This window comes from Candidatus Limnocylindrales bacterium (assembly GCA_035626395.1).
Taxonomy (GTDB): domain Bacteria; phylum Desulfobacterota; class Binatia; order UBA1149; family CAITLU01; genus DASPNH01.
This window is the reverse complement of the sequence record DASPNR010000002.1, coordinates 593,674-610,636: the sequence shown is the minus strand read 5'-3', so window position 1 is coordinate 610,636 and position 16,963 is coordinate 593,674. Positions and strand designations below refer to the sequence as shown.

Here is a 16,963-nt window from a genome sequence, read left to right as displayed (position 1 = left end):
ATCCTTCGGATTGGCGTCGGGGGAGGCGGCGGTTAGACTCCGGCCGCACGAGCCCCGATGAGCTCACAGGCAACAGCGCAGAATGGAGACTGGCGCCACAGGACGATGGCGGCCCTGTGTCTGCTGACGCTCGTCGTCAGCCTCGTGCGCCGGCGGCAGGAGTGAGCATCATGCTGGAGTCGCTCAAAGCCCACGCCAGGCACCTTCGCGCGCAGACTCTGGCCATCTACTACGCGGCTCGCGATCCGCGCACGCCGGCGCCGGCGCGTCTGCTGGCCGCGCTCGTCGTCGCCTACGCGCTCAGTCCCATCGACCTCATCCCCGACTTCATTCCGATCCTGGGCTACCTCGACGACCTGCTGCTGGTGCCGCTCGGCCTGGCGCTGTGCCTGCGCATGATTCCCGAGCCGGTCATGGTCGATGCCCGTGCCAAGGCGGCATCGGCGGGGCCGGGTCCGTCGTCGTATGCGGGCGCCGTGCTGGTCGTGGCACTGTGGCTGCTGGCGCTGTGGCTGGTGCTCGGCTTCTTCCGAGAGAGCGCCGAGTGACGCTGCGCGCACATCGGGGTCCGCAGCAGACAGCCTTGGGTGGTGATTCCCGACGGCGTCGCCGTCTTCCAGACGCCGCCCGAAGATCCCTTCGCCATCGTCAAGCCGTGGCGCGAGAAGCACGGGTCGCAGCGGTGAGGCGGCCGCCGCGGTGAGGAACGACGCGAGGAGCGCCTGGCCCGCGGCGTCGCGCAAGCGGCTCCTGCTGGCAATCTACGTCGACTGGCTGCTGGTCAGCGCACCGCTCGTGATCGTGCAGGCGCTGCTGACGCGCACGCTTCCGGGCCTTGCGGAGGTCCCGTTCTGGACGTCGATTCTGTTCTTCGCGGCCCTCGAGTTCGTGCTGCTCGACCGCGTGCAGTGGACGCCCGGTTTCTGGGCGCTCGGCATCGACGCCCATCGCACCTCCGCCGTTCCCGCTCCCGAGGATCCAGGCATGGAAAAGCCCCGGTATCACGTCGATCCGCGCATCCTTGCGAGCGAGCGCTGGTGGACGGTGCTGTTCGGAGTCTTCGCCGTGCTGAGCGGCGTACAAGGGATGACGCGATGGACGATGTGGAGCAATCCGATACCGCCCATCGGCATCGACGTGCCGTGGCCGGCCAGCGTCGTGCTGACGATCGCGGTTGGCGCGGCCGAAGTCGCCGTCGGAATCTGCGTGCTGCGCCTGATGGCGCCGGCGCTTCCGCTCGGCGTTGCGGTCTATGGCCTGCAAGCGGTGGTGCTCATGCTCGCGTGGCCGGCGATTCCCGAATGGGCCGAGCAGCAGCAGATGGCCAGGCGCGCCTACCAGGGCCTGCCGGTGCGCCCCGGCGAGCTCGAGAACATGCGTGCGATGGCTCAGCCGATGGCGGCCGGCGGAATAGCGGTAGTGAGCGTGGTGATGCTGGCCGTCGGCTTGCGCATCCGCCGCCTGCACCGGCAGGAGACGGCCGCGGCTACCGACGCCTGAAGGGGACGCAGCGGTCGGCTGCTCCGCGGCTTGGCGACTTCTCCATGGCGCCGAGGTCAGCGGATGCCGAGGCGCTTCATCATGCGATACAGCGTGGTGCGCTCCACGCCCAGGATGCGCGCAGCTTCGGCGCGCTGACCGCCCGCTTCTTCGAGCGCGGCACGGATGCGCTCGGCGGCCGCGTCGTCGAGGGACTCCTGCAGCGTCCCGCCGCTGCCGAGCATCGGTGTTGCAGCCGGCGCCTTCGGCTGTTCCAGCAGGAGGTCCTCGCTCCAGATCTTGTCGGAGCGCGCGAGCACCACGGCACGCTCGATGGCGTTCTCGAGCTCGCGCACGTTTCCGGGCCAGGAATGCGACAGCAGCGCGGCCTCGGCTTCATCGCTCAAGGCGAGCTGGCGCCCGGCCTCGCCGGCCTGGCGCGCCAGGAAGTGGCGCGCCATCGGAAGAATGTCCTCGCGCCGCTCGCGCAGCGGCGCAAGCTGGATCGGAATCACGTTGAGCCTGAAGTAGAGGTCCTCGCGAAAGCGGCCGGCAGCGACCTCGTCGCGCAGCACGCGATTGGTGGCGGCGACCGTTCGCACGTCCACCCTGCGCGGCTTGCTGCTGCCCACCGGCAGCACCTCGCCGTCCTGCAGCACGCGCAGGAGCTTGGCCTGGAAGCTCTCGCCGATCTCGCCGATCTCGTCCAGGAACAGCGTGCCGCCGCTGGCTCGCTCGAAGCAGCCGGCGCGCGCGCTCATCGCGCCGGTGAACGCGCCCTTCTCGTGTCCGAACAGCTCGCTTTCGAGCACGCCTTCGGCGAACGCCTTGCAGTTGACGGCCACGAACGGCTTGCCGACGCGGTCGCTCCAGTAATGCAGCAGGCGGGCGACCAGCTCCTTGCCCGTGCCGCTCTCACCCTGCACCAGGACGGTGGAGCGGCTGGCGGCCACGCGCCGCACCAGATCGAGCAGCTCCTGGCTGCGCGGGCTCTCGGCCACGATCGCATCAGGAGAATAGGCGCCGGCAATCTCCTGACGCAGGTAGCGGTTCTCGCGCTCCAGCCGCGTCATCTCGATGGCACGCGCGACCACCGCCCGCAGCTCGTCGTTGTCGAAGGGCTTGGTGACGTAGTCGAAGGCGCCCTCGCGCATGGCCGCCACCGCCGAAGGAACGCTGCCGTGCGCGGTGATCATCACCACCGGAACGTGCGCGTGGCGCGCGCGAATTCGCCGCAGCAGCTCGATGCCGTCCATCCCGGGCATCTTCCAGTCGGTCACGACGACGTCGGCGCCGTTGGCCTCCAGCGATTCGAGCGCGCCCGCCGCGCTGGAGCAGGTCTCGCAGGCGTAGCCGGCGCGTGCCAGTGCCATCGCTGCGACGCCGGCCATGCGCTCTTCGTCGTCGACGATGAGGACGCGCGGCTTCATGCGGCCATCGCAGCCGCAGGCGCCAGCGGAAGGGTGATGATCAGTCGCGCGCCGCCGCCCTTGCGCTCGCCGGCCTCGATGCGCCCGCCGTGCGCGCCGACGATCTGCTTTGCGATGGCCAGGCCGAGGCCTGTGCCTGAGGCCTTGGTCGTGAAGAACGGCTCGAACACGCGCGCGCGAAGATCGGCAGGGATGCCGGCGCCGGAGTCGGCGACTTCGAGAACGATGCTGCCGTTGGCGGAGCTGGCCGCCAGCGTGACTTCGCCGCCCGTCGGCGCGGCCTCGGCGGCGTTCGACAGCAGGTCGACCAGGACCTGGGTGATGAGATCGCGATCGACGTCGAGCGACGGCAGGGACGCGGCCACGACGCATCGCAGCTGGACCTGCTTGCGCGCGATCTCGTCACGCACCAGCAGCAGCGCCGTGTCGAACAGCTCCTCGACGCGGACCGGCCGCGGCGCCGGCTTGATGGGCCGTGCGAACTGGAGCAGCGAGCTGACCACGTTGTTGAGGCGGTCGGTCTCGGCGGTGATGAAGGAGCACGCCTTGCGTGTGTCCTCGTCGGGATGCTCGAGCGATTCGGCAATGCCCTGAGCGGCGGACCGGATGATTCCGAGCGGGTTTCGCACCTCGTGCGCGATGGCGGCGGCCAGCTGCCCGAGCGCTGCCAGCTTCTCGCTCTGCAGCAGGCGGGCGCGCGTAGCCAGGATCGTCTGGTTCTGCTGCTCGATCAGCGCCGCCGCCTCACGATCGCGCCGCCGCGCTTCCATCGTCTCTCCGAGCAGGAAGCCGACGATCGCCAGGCTGACGCCGAAGTAGGCACCGACGAACAACGTTCCCGATTCGCCGTTGAGCCGGAAGTCGACGCCCATCGCCGACGACAGCAGCATCGCATCGAACAGGCCGAGGCCGAGGCCGAGCGCGGCGCCGATCCAGCGCCAGCCGCGGCTCGCGCGCAGGGCAGGGGAGGGAGAAGGAATCGGTTCCGGTTCCATGGGCGTACAAAAGCAAGCTTTGAGCCGCGGCCGATGCAGCATTGTCGCCCAACCCCGCGGGCCAGTACAGCCATCGGTCACGTGGGACGTTGCACGTCCGCAACGCGGGTGGATGCGCCGCAACGCCGCGCGCCGTGACGAGCCAGACGGAAGCGGGAGGGCCGGTCACGTCCGTGGCACGACGCTTGGATCGTGGGCTGCCGACAACGACGGGCCGCAGCAGGCCCCACAAACCTGGACTACGAAAGTCCACGCAAGGAGCAGCCCATGAACCTCAAGCAGATCGGCCTTCTCTTCGTCCTGGCGGAGTTCGCAGCGTTTACCGGCTACGTCCTCTACCACTACGGCGTCGTCGGCCTCTTCGAGGCGGCAACGGCCAACGCCGCCACCATGCAGATCATGTTCGATCTCGTGCTGGCGCTGACGTTCTTCACGATCTGGATGATCGGCGATGCGCGGCAGAAAGGGATCAACCCGCTGCCGTACCTGATGCTCGTGCTGACCACGGGCAGCATCGGCGCGATGATCTATCTGATCCGCCGCGAGCGCGTCGCGGCGGCCGCCACCCACTCGCTGGCCGCGCACGCCGCGCGTGCCTGAGCCCGGCCTCGCGCTACGTACGAGCGTGAGACGATCGCCGGCCGCGGCGGCGGTGCGACGCCGCCTCGGCCGGTGCCGCTCTGGGCAGTTCTCATCCGCTCCGCAGCGATCCCTTTTTTTTGCCCGCTGCACCCGCGATGCAGCTCAGTGCGTGTGCCCGTGCGCCTTCGGCGGTCCCTTGCCGAGCGCGAGATTGGCTGCGGTGCGCACCTTCTCGCTCGGATGCAGATGGCCGATCGACACCAGCGCGACGCCGCCTTCGGCACCCGCATTGGCCAGGCCGAGGACGGCTGCCACTGCCGCGTCCTCGCTACCGGTCTCCACGACGCGCTTGAGCGGCTCGATCGCAGCATCTCCGAGCTCTCCGAGCGCGTGTCCGATGGCGGCTCGCACGTTGCGGTCCTTGTCCTCCAGGAGCGGCAGCGCGTCCTGGATGGCCTGCTCGCGGTGGCGGACGAGAAGGGTGGCACCGGCCGTTGCGCGGACGGTCGGTGAATCGTCGCTGCGCGCCATCTTGATGAGCCGCTCGCGTTTGGCCGGGTCGGTGGCCAGCGCGATTCCCACGACACGCAGCTCGGGATCGGGATCGTCCAGCAGCGCTTCGGCCTCCTGCGGCGTCAGGCCGTGCGGCAGGATCCCCAGCGCACGGTACGCTTCGGCGCGCATGGATGAGCCCGGCTGCGCCAGCGCCAGCGCGGCCTCCTTGACGCCACGCAGCCCGCTCTTGGCGGCAAGCCGCAGCGCACGGGCACGGATGGCGTGGTCGCGTCCTTCCGAGCGCGCGGCCTGAAGAAGCAGCGAGCCGCCGTCGTCGCCGAGAGCGGCGGCGAGATCGGTCCGGTTCTCGAGAACGTCGAGCGCCTCCATCGCTATCGCCCGATGGCCCGATGCAATCAGCTCGGCCAGGCGCCTCGCTCCGGGCGCGCCCTTGCGAGCCTCGCGGCCCATCGCCAGATAGTGTTCGAGCGAGTTGAGCGTCGTCGCGTCGGGGCTGCGCAGGAACGCCTCGCCATTGCGCGCGACGACGTACACTCGCTTCTGCGCATCCGCGAAACGCCTGGCCCACAGGCTCTGCGCCGGCAACGGTTCGAGCACGACCAGCACGCGCTCGCCGTCGTCGAAGCGCACTTGCCGCGACGCGGCCAGCTCTTCCCACGCAATCTGCACGGTCGTGCCGACCTGGACGTCGCCGAGCAGCTTGCGATCCACGGCCAGCTCCGCCGTCCATCCGGTCGCATCCAGTTTGCGTGAGCTCTGGATGATGCCGCTGACCATCAGCGCCGCATTCTCGGCCGACGAAAGAATGGCCTGACCACCGGCGGCGCGAACCTTCCTGGCAGGAGCGGGCGAGGGCGAGCCAGGCGAAGAGGGCTGCGCCGTCGGCTGCTGTGTCGGCGTCTTCGTCGCCGGCTGTCGTTGCGTGGGCGTGTCCGGCTTCGTCTCCGCAGGCGCCGTAGCGCCGGCTGCCGGCGAGGCCGAATGGATCGACTCCTGCGCCGAGGAAGGCGCCGCGTCGTGTCGGGGAGTGTCTTGCGCCTGCCCCAAAGTCGAACCGGCGCCGCCCGTGAGGGCGGCGCCGGTTGCAACGATCAGGAAGGCCGCGGTCGCGGCTCGGATCACGGCTCGAGCGGTCCGTCGAACTCGCCGTTGCCGTCCACGTCGGCATACAGCGCGTTGGTGACGCCGAGGGCCGTGACGCCGCTCTGACCGAGGTTGCCGTCAATCAGGTGCGCCAGCGTGGTGTTGCTGGCCTTGGCCAGATCGGCCGCGAAGACCGGGAACATCGGGCGGGAGACGCCGTCGCTGCCCTTCACGACGACCACGAACCACGCATCCTGCGTCATGTTCGCGAACGGAACCGTGATGACCGCCTCCTGGCGCGAGCCGCCCGCGACGCCGGGCGCGACGTTGACGGTGCTGACGGTGAAGTGCGTGCCCTTGACCAGCGTCATCGTCGGCGTTGCCGTGAAGAGCTGAGGACGCGCGGCCACCGGAGCCGTCGCCGCGTTCGAGTACACGCGCACGGTGTCGAACTCGGCCCACAGCGGCGCCTGGATCGAGATCTCCAGGTTCACGCCGGCGGTCGGGTTGCTGACGGTGATCTGCGTGTCGCCGGCGAGGGTCAGGTCGGCGACGTTGCCGGAATCGGCGGCATCGATGAGCCGGGTCTGCACATAGACACCCTGTCCGCCCACCGCGCGGCCGGCCGCGACCGACTGCGCGATCTCGCCAGGAACCATCAGCGCCGGCTCATCGGTCGAGGACGCCGACCAGGTGCGGCCGCCGGCCGACTCGAGGTTGGCGAAGGCGTGCGTGTCCGTGTCGGTGATCATCGTGATGGGCAGGCCCTGGTTCAGATGGTTGAACCACACGCCGATGCGCTCGTTGAGGAACTGGTTCTGGTGGTTGCGGTTGTAGCCGTTCCACAGCTCGAGGGCGTCGAAGTGGTTGAACAGGTTGCCGCCGTTCGGATCCATGCGGAACGCGAGGCGCTCGGCCGTCGTCATTCCGGTCGTCGGAGGCACGGCCGAGGTGTCGATTTTCATCGGCACGAAGTGCGAGTCGATGTGGTTGATCTGCACGACCGTGTCGGCCGTGGCGGTCGGGCCCGTCTTGGCCAGCGTCTCCACCTCGGCCGGCGACAGAATGTAGCTGCCGAGCGAAGCGAAGTCCTCGCCGGCCGCTGCCGCACCGCCCCAGTCCGTCGAGCCGCCCGAGGGACGGGTCGGATCGACCGTCATCGGGTAGGCGTTGTAGTGGCCGGTGTCCCACGTGGTGATCTCTTCGCCGACCGTCGAGGCGACGAAGTTGCTGAAGCCCATCGCGGCGATGCGCGGGTTGAGGTCGGTGTGCGCGTGGTGGTCGGTCATGATCACGTTGTCCACGCCTTCGCCGGCGAACTGGCGCACGCGGTCGGACTCGCTCACGCGCGAGTCGGCGCTGGCGATGCCGTGGACGTGGTGGTCGGAGCTGATGAAGCCGGTCGTGTCGACGACGCGGGCGATCTCGGCCGCCACGGGCGTGTCGGCGCCGGCCGACACCGTGACAGGCACGCTGTAGGCGGAATACTCGGGTCCGCGCGAGACGTAGACCTGGTAGCTGCCTGGCTCCATCTCGAACGTCACGTTGCCGGTGGCGTCGGTGTAGACGGCGCGGGCGATGCCGAAGGGATGCACGTCGTTCTGGTCGCGGTGCAGGCCCGTATTCTCGCCCAGGATGATGTCGGGCGAGGGATCGAAGCCGACCACGCTGACGCGGGCGGGAACGGCGTTGCCGTTCTCGTCGGTGACGCCGACGCTGATCGTGCCGTTCTGAGGCAGGTCGAAGTTCTGGACCACCGGCGTCTCGACGGCCACGGTGACGTTGTGGATCGTCGGAGTCGCGCCGCCGCCCTCGTAAGGCGTGCCTTCCCGCCAGGCGGCCATCCCGTAGTTGCCCTCGGGGAGTGTACCCTCGTAGCAGCCGTCGTCGCCGACGACCCACGTCGAGGTGACGCGATCGATCGCACCGGAGACGACCGGGCCGGCGCTGACCCGTGCACCCGGAGCGGGAGCGCCGTTCTTGGTGACGCAGCCGGAGACCGTCCCGGCGAGCTTGCCCTTGACCAGGTTCTCGAGCGTGACGGCATTGGCACCGCTGCCGTCGCCGACGCCGAAGTAGCGGATGAAGGAGCGGCTGGCGCCCGAGGCGACGCGGAACTCTGCCGGCTGGCCGAGAATGGCGTCGAAGACTCCCTGGCTGTGCAGGATGTAGGTCACGCCGCTGGTCGAGAAATAGCTGGTAGCGCCGCCGTTGGGCACGGCGCTGGTGTTGGGCAGATCGATGGCGGTGATGCCGTAGTCGATGCCGGCGGCTTCGCCAAAGCCCGTGTAGCTGAACACGCCCATGTCATCGGCGGTCAGGCGGATACCGATGCCTTCGTTGCCGCTGCCCCACTGCTCCAGTTCGCCGGCCGCGTTGACGTAGTCGCCGATGTAGAAGCCGGTCGTCCCGGGCTCATTGTTGAACACGGTCGTGACAAGTTTCAGGTAGGCGGCGTCGGGCTCGAGAATATACTCGGTGCAGGCCTCGACGTCCTGATTGTTGTCGTTGGCGTCCTCGGGGAAGTTCAGCCCCGCATCCTCGATGATCGTGGAGGGGTTGACGAAGTCCAGGACGTCGTCGGGACCGCAGGCGCGCACCACGGCCGCGGCGCCGTTGCTGCCGTCGTTCACCACCTCGACCGCGGTCGCGTTGATCACCGTCTCGATATTGATCGCAGGCTGCATCTCGAGGAAGTTGTCGGTGCCGGCAACGCCGTTGTACTCGACGTCGATGATGTTGCCGCCGAAACCGCCGACGCTGTACATGTCGCGGACGTTGCCGCGCTGGATGATGAAGCGGGCAAGGTCATTGCGCATCATGAAGTCGCCCACCTGGCCGTCGGCCAGCGGGCCGGTGATGAGATCGGACTCGTCGGTGATGACGTACGCTGCCACGTAGGCGCTGCAGGAATCGTCGTCGGTCGCGTCGTCGAACAGATCGCAGTCCAGCTCGAGGGCCGTTGCGCCGGCGACGGCCAGACACGCCTCGCAGCGCGTGACGCGGACCGCTGCGTCTGCCAGATCCTCCGAGGTGGTGGCGCCGTGCGAGCCGCGCGCGAGCTCGATGAGCGATTGTGCAGTGACGGCGCAGGTCTCGGCGACGTCGGCGCGAATGGCATCCTCTCCCTTTTGGATCTTGCCCTTTGCATCCGCGATCAGCGCGGCAGTGATCGAGGAGGCCAGGGAAGGCCCGTCGGCGGCGGTGACCAACGCGGTTTTCAGAGCTGACGCTCCTTCCTTGATGATCGTGTTGTAGAGCTTGCCCGTCGGGCCGACCAGGGCGACCTGGCACGCCGAAGCGGCCTCGTCGGTATACGAGAGGCGACGCCACAGCTGCTCCAGGTTGAGGCCGAAGATGCCGCGCATCGTTGCGCGCGCGTGGCCGGAGCCGGCGCCGCCGGCATTGGTACCGTTGCTGCCGAAGTCCGGCTGCGCAACGCAATCGGCGACGATGCCGGCGAGTTGCTCGTTCGCCTTGACGAGCTTGCCTTTCGGATCATTGGTCAGGCAAGAGTCCGAGGTCTTGTCCTGACCGTCCGCGCCCAGCTTGTCGTTGAGCTTGAGGTGCGAGTACTTGAGACAGCCCGAGTTGGTCTTGGTCTGCGACTTTCCGATCTTGGCAGCCATCTTGAAGACGGCGTTGGCGCAGTCCTGTTGATCCGCATTCTGCACCTGCGCGAGAGCGCCTGACGGGGCCAGAAGGCCCGCCAGCATGGCGGCGCATACAGAAATGGACAAAAGGGAGAGTACCCCCGATTCGCGACGGGTCGCGGTGGTCATCAGCTTTGTGCTCCTAAGCTCGCGGTCTGGGCGCGGTCTTCCTCCCCCTGGAGATGAACCGCTCGCGGCGGCGCATTAGAACCGTTTTCGCGAAGCTTCGTCAACGCGCATTGGGCTCTTATGGCAATGAGGCTGCGGGAGCCGTGGAGGATCGCGGCCGAACCGAGGAGGCGGTTCTGCACCGGCTACTGACCGCGCGTCGAGAGAACGCGTCGTCTCTGTCTCGAAATGAGAATGGCGTCGCCGCGCCCGGCTCGGCCTCGGGCGGTGGGCCACGACCATGTCGCAGCGCGTGTCCACACCGACGGACGTGCCGGCGCAGGCAGCGCGGCCGGATCGGTGTGGCCTTGCGGCCGCCGGGTGCGTGACGTCGCAGGTCACATTCGGAACGCGGCTCCGCTAGTGTCGGCGGCCATGCCACCCCCGAGTCAGTGTCGCTGCTGCTGGGAAGGCCGGGGGTGCGCCCGGCGGTTGGCGTTGAAGAATTCGCGCGTTTGAGCGAGCGGGCCTGTCCGGCGCTCTAGAAGGATGCCGATGAACAAGGACGAACAACCCGCAGTCACCGCGCCTCGTCGCGTCGAGAAGCCGTGGGGATACGAGCTGATCTGGGCGCACTGCGAGCGCTACGTCGGCAAGATCCTGCACATCGAGGCGGGGCACGCGCTCAGCTACCAGTTCCACCGCCAGAAGGAGGAGACGATCTACGTGCTCTCGGGCACGCTGCGCCTTCACTGGTCGCACGACGAGCAGCCGCCGCAGGTCATGGATCTTCCACCCGGGTCGGTGTTTCACATCCGGCCGGGGCTGCGGCACCGGTTCGAGGCGCCCACGGCGGTCGACCTTCTGGAAGCTTCCACGCCCGAGCTCGACGACGTCGTGCGGCTGGAGGATCGCTACGGGCGGTAGGGACGTTGAAGCGCGTTGCCGTCGATCTGTTCACCGGCTTTCTCGGCAGCGGCAAGACGACGCTTCTTCGCCGGCTGATCGAGCAGGCGCCGTCGCGCGAGCGCATCGCCGTCATCGTCAATGAGGTCGGTGAGGTCGGCATCGACGGGCGCGTTCTCGGCGGCTTCGAGCACCTGGAGAGCGTGGTCGAGCTGGCCGGCGGATGCATCTGCTGCAGCATCGACGAGTACCGCTTCGACTTCGCCATCGACGAGCTCCTGCGAACGATCGATCCGACGCTGCTGCTGATCGAGACCAGCGGCGTTGCCGACCCGGCCCCGGCAATCGAACGCATCGAGCGGTGCGGACTCGGGCTGGATGCCGTCGTGGCGGTGGTGGATGCGGCCGCGTGGGCGAGCGCGTGGCGGATCAGCGCGGTGGCGCGGCGGCAGATTCGAGCCGCCGACTTCCTCGTCATCAGCAAGACCGACCTGGTCACGCCGCGACAGCTCGCGTCGCTGCGCGCAAGGCTCGGCCGGCTGCAGCCGCGCGCGGCGATCGTGGAATGCATGCGCGGCGATCTCGGCGAAGGAGCCTCGCTGCTGACGGCGGCGGGCGTGCGGCGGGCGTGGGCTGCCAGCGCGGCGAAGGAGGCTGCCGGCGGCGGGGAGGCGCGGGTTACCGGGGCGCAAGCGCAGGCTCACGCGCGCGCATCGCAGCCGCACGGTCATCTCGACGAAGAGCGTTTCGAATCGTTCTCGTGCCGCCTGGACCATGCGCTGGAACGAGCGGCGTTCGAAGCGTTTCTGGCCGCGCTGCCGCCGCAGGTGTTTCGCGCCAAGGGATTCGTGCGCTTCGCCGATGGCGGCCAGGCGTTTCTCTTCAATTACGTCTGCGGCCGCAGTGAACTGGCGCCGATCGCGCTCGCAAGCCTCGAAGAAGCGGTGCAGGGCGTGTTCATCGGTCGCGACATCGTCGACAGAAAGGCGCAGATCATCGGAGCGCTCGAGCGATGTGCTCGCCCCGGCCAGACGCTTCCGGCGGCGAGGTAGCGCGCGGCGCGATCTCGGGCCGCAGGCGCGGCAAGACCGTGCAGTGTGGCGCGCGAGAGACGTAGCGTTGCAAGCGCGCGAAGCCGGCGCGAGGCGGCGGCCTATTCGAGCATGCGCAGGAACAGCCAGCCGGGGATTCCGATGTAGTAGATCGCCAGCGCGATCACCTCGAGCAGGCGGCGCACGCCGCCCGTGTACGCGAATCGCACGCCTGCCAGAAGGACGGTAACGATCTCGATCACGGCCCGCAGCACGGCGGCGGACAAGACGAGTCCGATGATCCAGGAGCCCCACCAGATTCCGAACGCGATCAGATACGCCTTCAGGCCGAACGTGTAGTACTCGCCCAGCGCGCCGCCGTAGGCGATGATCTGGTGCAGGCGAAACGCGGGCACCGCCGGCACCAGCGCGAACACCACGAACTTCAGGAACGGCTGGTCGAGCCGGCTTCGCCAGCTCGCGAGCCGCGCTCGCGCATAGAACATCGTGCGCTGCGAGAGCACGTCGCGAAGGCCGTCTGCCGCGCCGGCGCCGGTAGCGGCCTCGATCAGCGCGACCGGATCGCTGGCGGCGATTCCGTCGGCGAAGCGTGCGCCCGAGCGCAGCGTGACCGTGAACCCCGTCGAAGGCACGGGCAGGATCCACGGCCGCACGCCTGCGATGGCATCGAGCGGAATCTCGATGCGCCGCCATCGCTGCTCGAACACCAGCAGCCCCTGGCCGATGAGCACGTGCGCCCGAAATGCGCGCAGGATCGACCACGCCGCGAGCTCCGGCGCCAGGAACAGCGCGGCGAACAACCGCATCTGCTTCAGCGGATTGGGCGGGGTCTCCGCCAGCACGATGGCTGCGGCCATGTAGAGCAGCGTGCCGCGCGCGAGGATGCGCAGCGCAGCCGCGACGGCTCGCCACACCGGCGGAAGGACGACGGCGTCGGCGAGGGGCGCGGCGCGGGCGGACATCTCAGGGGCGGCGGCGTTCACTCCCGGTTCTGCGGGATGTCGACGCGGCGGATCGGCAGTCCCGGCGGCGCCAGCTCGGGCGGCACGACGCCGTTCTCCGGAATCGGGATCGGCTGGCCATTCTCGTCGAAGAACTCGTAATCGGGAGAGAACATCAGGATCGGCTCGATGCGCTGACCGTCGTCGGTGGCCTGGTAGTGGCGCACGTATCCTTCGGGCAGCTCGAAGTCCTCGGGGACCGCCAGGCCTTCCAGCGGCGGGCTGGTGCCGGGCGGAGGAAAGGCCGCAATGCCGTCGTAGATGCCGCGCTTGTGCAGCTCCTCGATCAGCTGGCCGGCGGTGGGAGTCTCGCCGGGCGGGATGAACGCGGAGATGTCGAGCGTGGGATCCCCCTCCGGCTCCTGCGGCTGTGCCGGTGCAGCCCGCTTGGGCGTGGCAAGGCGGCCCGTGGACGCGGCCAGTCCGGAGGGACTGCGCCGCGCATGCAACGCCAGCGGGCGATGCGTCAAGGCCGGTGTCGCGTCGATGGCCGCGGCGTCGGCCGGCAGCGGCGACGATGCGGCCTGCGGCGCGGACGGCGTCGGCGAGCCTGGCATCAGCAGGTAGGCGGCCATGCAACCTACCAGCAGCACGGCCGCCGCCTGATAGAGAACCGCATGCCGGCGCGCGCGCGCATCGCCCTGCACGATGCGTACGGCTCCGTCGCCGCGCGCGGGCCCGCTGCCTCTGGCGCCATCGTTCATTGCACGAGGTTTAGTTTCGGGGTGCACGTACGGCAACTCGCCATCTCGATCGTCGCGCAGTCGACCCGACGCGCCGCAGACGACAAGGCCGCGCTCAGCATGCTGAGCGCGGCCTTGCGTGACGGCCGGAGCGCCGTCGGTTGCGATGACGTGATTACGGGGCCAGCGGGTTCCAGGTCGACAACGACCAGCCCATGCGCTCGTGGCCGTACTGATTCCAGATCGGGCTCTTGCCGTTGGTGAACGACGTGTAGCGCGGAGCGCCGCTGCCGGTCGTGCCGCCGAACAGGCCCGCCGTCACCGTTCCGCCCGTGTAGGTGGGATGGGTGTTGTCGGACTGGATGTAATCGTAGGTCGTGCTCGAGTTGACGGCCTTGAAATTGGCGTCCCGCAGGGTGGACTTCAGCGTGGAGGTGATACGCGTAACGTACGCCGACTCGCTCTCGCCCGGGATGTACTTCAGCGCCTCGGAGTCTACCGCGCCGTCGCCATTCCAGTCGTAATCGCGGCCCATGTACTCGGCGAAGCTGTCCACACACTTGAACCCGTACTGCTGCGCGAAGTTGCACGCACGGTAGTTCATCTTCGCGAGGTACGGCAGGAACGTATCGCGCATGTTCACCTTCTGACCCGTGGTCGAGTCGGTGCAGCTGCTCAACACGTTATCGGCGTCGTAGCCGGGATAGTACAGATTGGCCACGACCTTCAGCTTCGTGCCCGCATAGGCGTTCGAGTTGATGTACGACATCGCCGCCTGCAGGTACGTCGTGCAGTTGTTCAGCGCGGTGTTCATGCCCGTGTAGCTGCACGTGCCGGTCTGGTTCTTGAAGCTGCTGCGCGCCTGGAGGCCGTCGTTGCCGCACATCTCGAACGTCACCACGCGAGTGTTGGTGCTCTGCATGTAGGAGCGTTCGGCCACGATCTTGTTGTCGTAGATGTCCTTGGCTACCGCGCCCGACTTGCAGCGGCGGACGTTTTCGATGTCCGCGTTCCACAGAGCCGACAGATACTCGGCATCCACCGTCGTCGCGGCGTACTTGGCGGCGTTGGTGGTCGAGCCGTTGTAGCCGGCGTAGATGGAATCGCCGTAGGCCGTGATGCGGTACTTGGTCGAGGTACCGGATCGGTCGATCGTCCATGAGACGTTCTGGGTGAGCGTGCTCGCCAATGCCTGCGAGCCCATTCCCAGTGCCGCCAGCATCGAAAGCAGAGCGATGCTCCCCTTGGTCGAACGGATGGTCATTCCCTTCCCTCCTTGGATAGGGTTTGAGGGGCGAGCCCGGTCCCCGGAACGTCCGGCCGACTCGCCCGTATTTTTCCCCCGGGCAGACGGTGTTCTACATAGTTGTCACTCGGACAGCCAGAGATTTGACGTGCGATTTTGCGGCCTTGCGGCGGCGCGTCCGTGACTGACGTGTAGTATGCAGTGTGCCGCCGTGCGTCATCCGGGCGCGCCTGCGTGGCGGTCACGCACGAACGCGGCCTGTGATGCGCGCCTCAACGCGACCACCTGCGCGGCGGCCGGTCCCGACATTCATGACCGGCGTTCATCGGCGCCGCCGTCATGCGCTTGTCGCGGCGGCCGCGGCGTCGAGCGGCCGCCGCGCGAGCACCCGCGGGGATCGGGCGGGCGCGGGGGATTGGCTGCACCGGCATCGCCTGCGCAATCCCGGTTGAGCGCCGCAGGGGATCGGGGCAGGCTGGCCCGCGATGGCAACCCAACAGACCGTGGACCTTTCCAAAGTGCCGGCCGAGCCGGCGGTGGTGCCGGCCGTCTCCAGCGGCCTCGACGATATCCTTCTTTCCTCCGGCAAGGTCTCGGTCGATGACCTCCGCAAGGTTCGCCGCTTCTCCGCCGAAAAGGGCGAGCGGCTCGAACGCATGCTGGTCGAGCTGGGCTTCCTGTCCGAGGACGACCTGCTTCCGGTCCTTGCCCGCTACCACAACGTCCCGCTGCTGCGCAGCACGGACCTGCCCGAGGAGACGTTCAACCTCGAGCACATCTCGGTCGAATACATGCGCTCGGCGCGCATCCTGCCCGTCCAGCGGACCAATGGGACGCTGCGCCTGGCCATGGCCGATCCCGGCGACAGGGCCGCCATCGAGCTGGTCGAGCAGGTCACCGGCCTGATGGTGGAGCCGGCGCTGATGCGCACGCGCGACCTGATGGAACGCTTCGAGGCGGTCTACGGCACGCTCGAGGGCGGCGCGGCGGCCGACGAGCGCGAAGGCGTCGAGGTGCTCAACGACGACGAGGAGGATGTTGAGCACCTGCGCGACATGGCCTCGGAGGCTCCCGTCATCCGCCTCGTCAACCAGATGCTCTCGCGTGCCGTCGAGCAGCGCGCCTCCGACATTCACGTCGAGCCCTTCGAGAACGAGCTGCGCGTGCGCTACCGCATCGACGGCGTGCTGCACGACCAGGACCCGCCGCCGCGCAGCATGACGGCGGCGATCATCTCGCGCATCAAGCTGATGGCCAAGCTCAACATCGCCGAGCGGCGCCTTCCGCAGGACGGGCGAATCAAGCTGCGGCTGGTCGGACGCGAGATCGACCTTCGCGTCTCCTCGCTGCCGACCCTGTACGGCGAGAGCGTGGTGCTGCGTATTCTCGACCGCAGCAGCGTCGTCGTGGATCTCACGAAGCTGGGAATGCCCGACGATACGCTGGCCACGTTCACGCACATGATCGCGCAGCCGCACGGCCTGATCCTGGTCACCGGCCCGACCGGCTCGGGCAAGACGACCTCGCTTTACGGTGCGCTCGACAAGATCAACTCGCCCGAGCTCAAGATCATCACCATCGAAGATCCGGTCGAGTACCAGCTGCGAGGCGTCAACCAGATTCACGTCAAGAGCCAGATCGGGCTGACGTTCGCCAACGGGCTGCGATCCATCGTCCGTCAGGACCCCGACGTGATCATGATCGGCGAGATCCGAGACGCCGAAACCGCCGAGATCGCCATCCAGGCCGCATTGACCGGTCACCTGGTGTTCTCGACCCTGCACACCAACGACGCTGCCGGCGCGGTGTCGCGACTTCTCGACATGGGCGTGGAGGACTATCTGCTCGCATCCTCGCTGCTCGGCGTGATGGCGCAGCGACTGGTGCGCCGCGTGTGCACGAACTGCCGCCAGGAGATTCCGGCGCAGGCCGAATTCCTCAAGGCCCTGGGCGAGAGGCGAGGGCGGCCGGTCAAGGTCTACGATGCCGTCGGCTGCCCGACGTGCGCCGGAACCGGCTACTACGGCCGCAGCGGCATCTACGAGCTGCTGTCGGTGGACGACCACATCCGCAAGCTCATCGTGGCCAAGGCTACCGCCGACCAGATCAAGCGCGAGGCGATCAGCCACGGCATGCGCACGCTGCGCGACGACGGCTACTGGAAGGTCGCCGACGGCGTCACGACCGTCGGTGAAGTGCTGCGCGTGACGCAGGACCAGTAGGCGCGAT

The 16,963-nt window shown here is 68.2% G+C and carries 13 protein-coding genes; 6 read left to right on the top strand and 7 right to left on the bottom strand.

Going from position 1 to position 16,963, the window contains the following annotated elements; translation table 11 throughout:
* Positions 1-170: 170 nt before the first annotated feature.
* Together VEC57_03055 and VEC57_03050 are read left to right on the top strand one after the other, a co-directional pair.
* Complete coding sequence (locus tag VEC57_03055; GenBank protein HYB98093.1) at positions 171-548, top strand: YkvA family protein; 378 nt, start codon at positions 171-173, stop codon at positions 546-548.
* A 151-nt stretch (positions 549-699) separates the two neighbouring features.
* On the top strand, positions 700-1,500 hold the full coding sequence (locus VEC57_03050; GenBank protein ID HYB98092.1) for a hypothetical protein: 801 nt from the start codon (positions 700-702) through the stop codon (positions 1,498-1,500).
* Positions 1,501-1,556: 56 nt separating this feature from the next.
* On the opposite strand, the gene VEC57_03045 is transcribed toward VEC57_03050, so the two are convergent.
* Both VEC57_03045 and VEC57_03040 read right to left on the bottom strand, forming a co-directional pair.
* Positions 1,557-2,909: a sigma-54 dependent transcriptional regulator gene (locus tag VEC57_03045; protein HYB98091.1), complete on the bottom strand. Its 1,353-nt coding sequence runs from the start codon at positions 2,907-2,909 to the stop codon at positions 1,557-1,559.
* The gene (locus VEC57_03040) at positions 2,906-3,904 is read right to left on the bottom strand and encodes an ATP-binding protein (protein ID HYB98090.1); all 999 of its coding nucleotides are present in this window, start codon (positions 3,902-3,904) and stop codon (positions 2,906-2,908) included. The genes VEC57_03045 and VEC57_03040 overlap by 4 nt, the downstream gene beginning before the upstream one ends.
* Positions 3,905-4,171: 267 nt before the next feature.
* On the opposite strand from VEC57_03040, the gene VEC57_03035 reads away from it, so the two are divergent.
* Entirely contained in the window at positions 4,172-4,504 is a 333-nt protein-coding gene (locus VEC57_03035; protein ID HYB98089.1) for a DUF2834 domain-containing protein, read from the top strand.
* 144 nt (positions 4,505-4,648) lie between these two features.
* On the opposite strand, the gene VEC57_03030 is transcribed toward VEC57_03035, so the two are convergent.
* Entirely contained in the window at positions 4,649-6,124 is a 1,476-nt protein-coding gene (locus VEC57_03030; protein ID HYB98088.1) for a HEAT repeat domain-containing protein, read from the bottom strand.
* Complete coding sequence (locus VEC57_03025) at positions 6,121-9,714, bottom strand: hypothetical protein (GenBank protein ID HYB98087.1); 3,594 nt, start codon at positions 9,712-9,714, stop codon at positions 6,121-6,123. The genes VEC57_03030 and VEC57_03025 overlap by 4 nt, the downstream gene beginning before the upstream one ends.
* A gap of 687 nt (positions 9,715-10,401) precedes the next feature.
* Here VEC57_03025 and VEC57_03020 point away from each other — a divergent pair.
* Both VEC57_03020 and VEC57_03015 read left to right on the top strand, forming a co-directional pair.
* Positions 10,402-10,773 carry a cupin domain-containing protein gene (locus VEC57_03020; protein HYB98086.1) on the top strand — a complete coding sequence of 124 codons (372 nt, stop codon included), beginning with the start codon at positions 10,402-10,404 and terminating at the stop codon, positions 10,771-10,773.
* Between the two features lie 5 nt (positions 10,774-10,778).
* On the top strand, positions 10,779-11,804 hold the full coding sequence (locus tag VEC57_03015) for a GTP-binding protein (protein ID HYB98085.1): 1,026 nt from the start codon (positions 10,779-10,781) through the stop codon (positions 11,802-11,804).
* 101 nt (positions 11,805-11,905) lie between these two features.
* Here VEC57_03015 and VEC57_03010 read toward each other — a convergent pair whose 3' ends face one another.
* From VEC57_03010 to VEC57_03000, 3 genes are all read right to left on the bottom strand, one after another.
* Complete coding sequence (locus tag VEC57_03010; protein ID HYB98084.1) at positions 11,906-12,766, bottom strand: hypothetical protein; 861 nt, start codon at positions 12,764-12,766, stop codon at positions 11,906-11,908.
* 17 nt (positions 12,767-12,783) lie between these two features.
* Positions 12,784-13,509 carry a hypothetical protein gene (locus tag VEC57_03005; GenBank protein ID HYB98083.1) on the bottom strand — a complete coding sequence of 242 codons (726 nt, stop codon included), beginning with the start codon at positions 13,507-13,509 and terminating at the stop codon, positions 12,784-12,786.
* Between the two features lie 154 nt (positions 13,510-13,663).
* Positions 13,664-14,752, bottom strand: coding sequence for a hypothetical protein (locus VEC57_03000; GenBank protein ID HYB98082.1), 1,089 nt, complete (start codon positions 14,750-14,752; stop codon positions 13,664-13,666).
* Between the two features lie 467 nt (positions 14,753-15,219).
* Between VEC57_03000 and gspE the strand changes: the two genes are divergently transcribed.
* Positions 15,220-16,956, top strand: a complete 1,737-nt coding sequence (gene gspE / locus VEC57_02995; protein ID HYB98081.1) for a type II secretion system ATPase GspE — start codon at positions 15,220-15,222, stop codon at positions 16,954-16,956.
* The last annotated feature ends 7 nt before the right edge of the window (positions 16,957-16,963 follow it).

What these genes read in the sequence shown, in the direction of transcription:
- VEC57_03055 (HYB98093.1), top strand. Translation starts at nt 171, where the DNA reads ATGCTGGAGTCGCTCAAAGCCCACGCCAGGCACCTTCGCGCGCAGACT.
- VEC57_03045 (HYB98091.1), bottom strand. Translation starts at nt 2,909, where the DNA reads ATGAAGCCGCGCGTCCTCATCGTCGACGACGAAGAGCGCATGGCCGGC.
- VEC57_03040 (HYB98090.1), bottom strand. Translation starts at nt 3,904, where the DNA reads ATGGAACCGGAACCGATTCCTTCTCCCTCCCCTGCCCTGCGCGCGAGC.
- VEC57_03035 (HYB98089.1), top strand. Translation starts at nt 4,172, where the DNA reads ATGAACCTCAAGCAGATCGGCCTTCTCTTCGTCCTGGCGGAGTTCGCA.
- VEC57_03025 (HYB98087.1), bottom strand. Translation starts at nt 9,714, where the DNA reads ATGGCTGCCAAGATCGGAAAGTCGCAGACCAAGACCAACTCGGGCTGT.
- VEC57_03020 (HYB98086.1), top strand. Translation starts at nt 10,402, where the DNA reads ATGAACAAGGACGAACAACCCGCAGTCACCGCGCCTCGTCGCGTCGAG.
- VEC57_03010 (HYB98084.1), bottom strand. Translation starts at nt 12,766, where the DNA reads ATGTCCGCCCGCGCCGCGCCCCTCGCCGACGCCGTCGTCCTTCCGCCG.
- VEC57_03005 (HYB98083.1), bottom strand. Translation starts at nt 13,509, where the DNA reads ATGAACGATGGCGCCAGAGGCAGCGGGCCCGCGCGCGGCGACGGAGCC.
- VEC57_03000 (HYB98082.1), bottom strand. Translation starts at nt 14,752, where the DNA reads ATGACCATCCGTTCGACCAAGGGGAGCATCGCTCTGCTTTCGATGCTG.
- gspE (HYB98081.1), top strand. Translation starts at nt 15,220, where the DNA reads ATGGCAACCCAACAGACCGTGGACCTTTCCAAAGTGCCGGCCGAGCCG.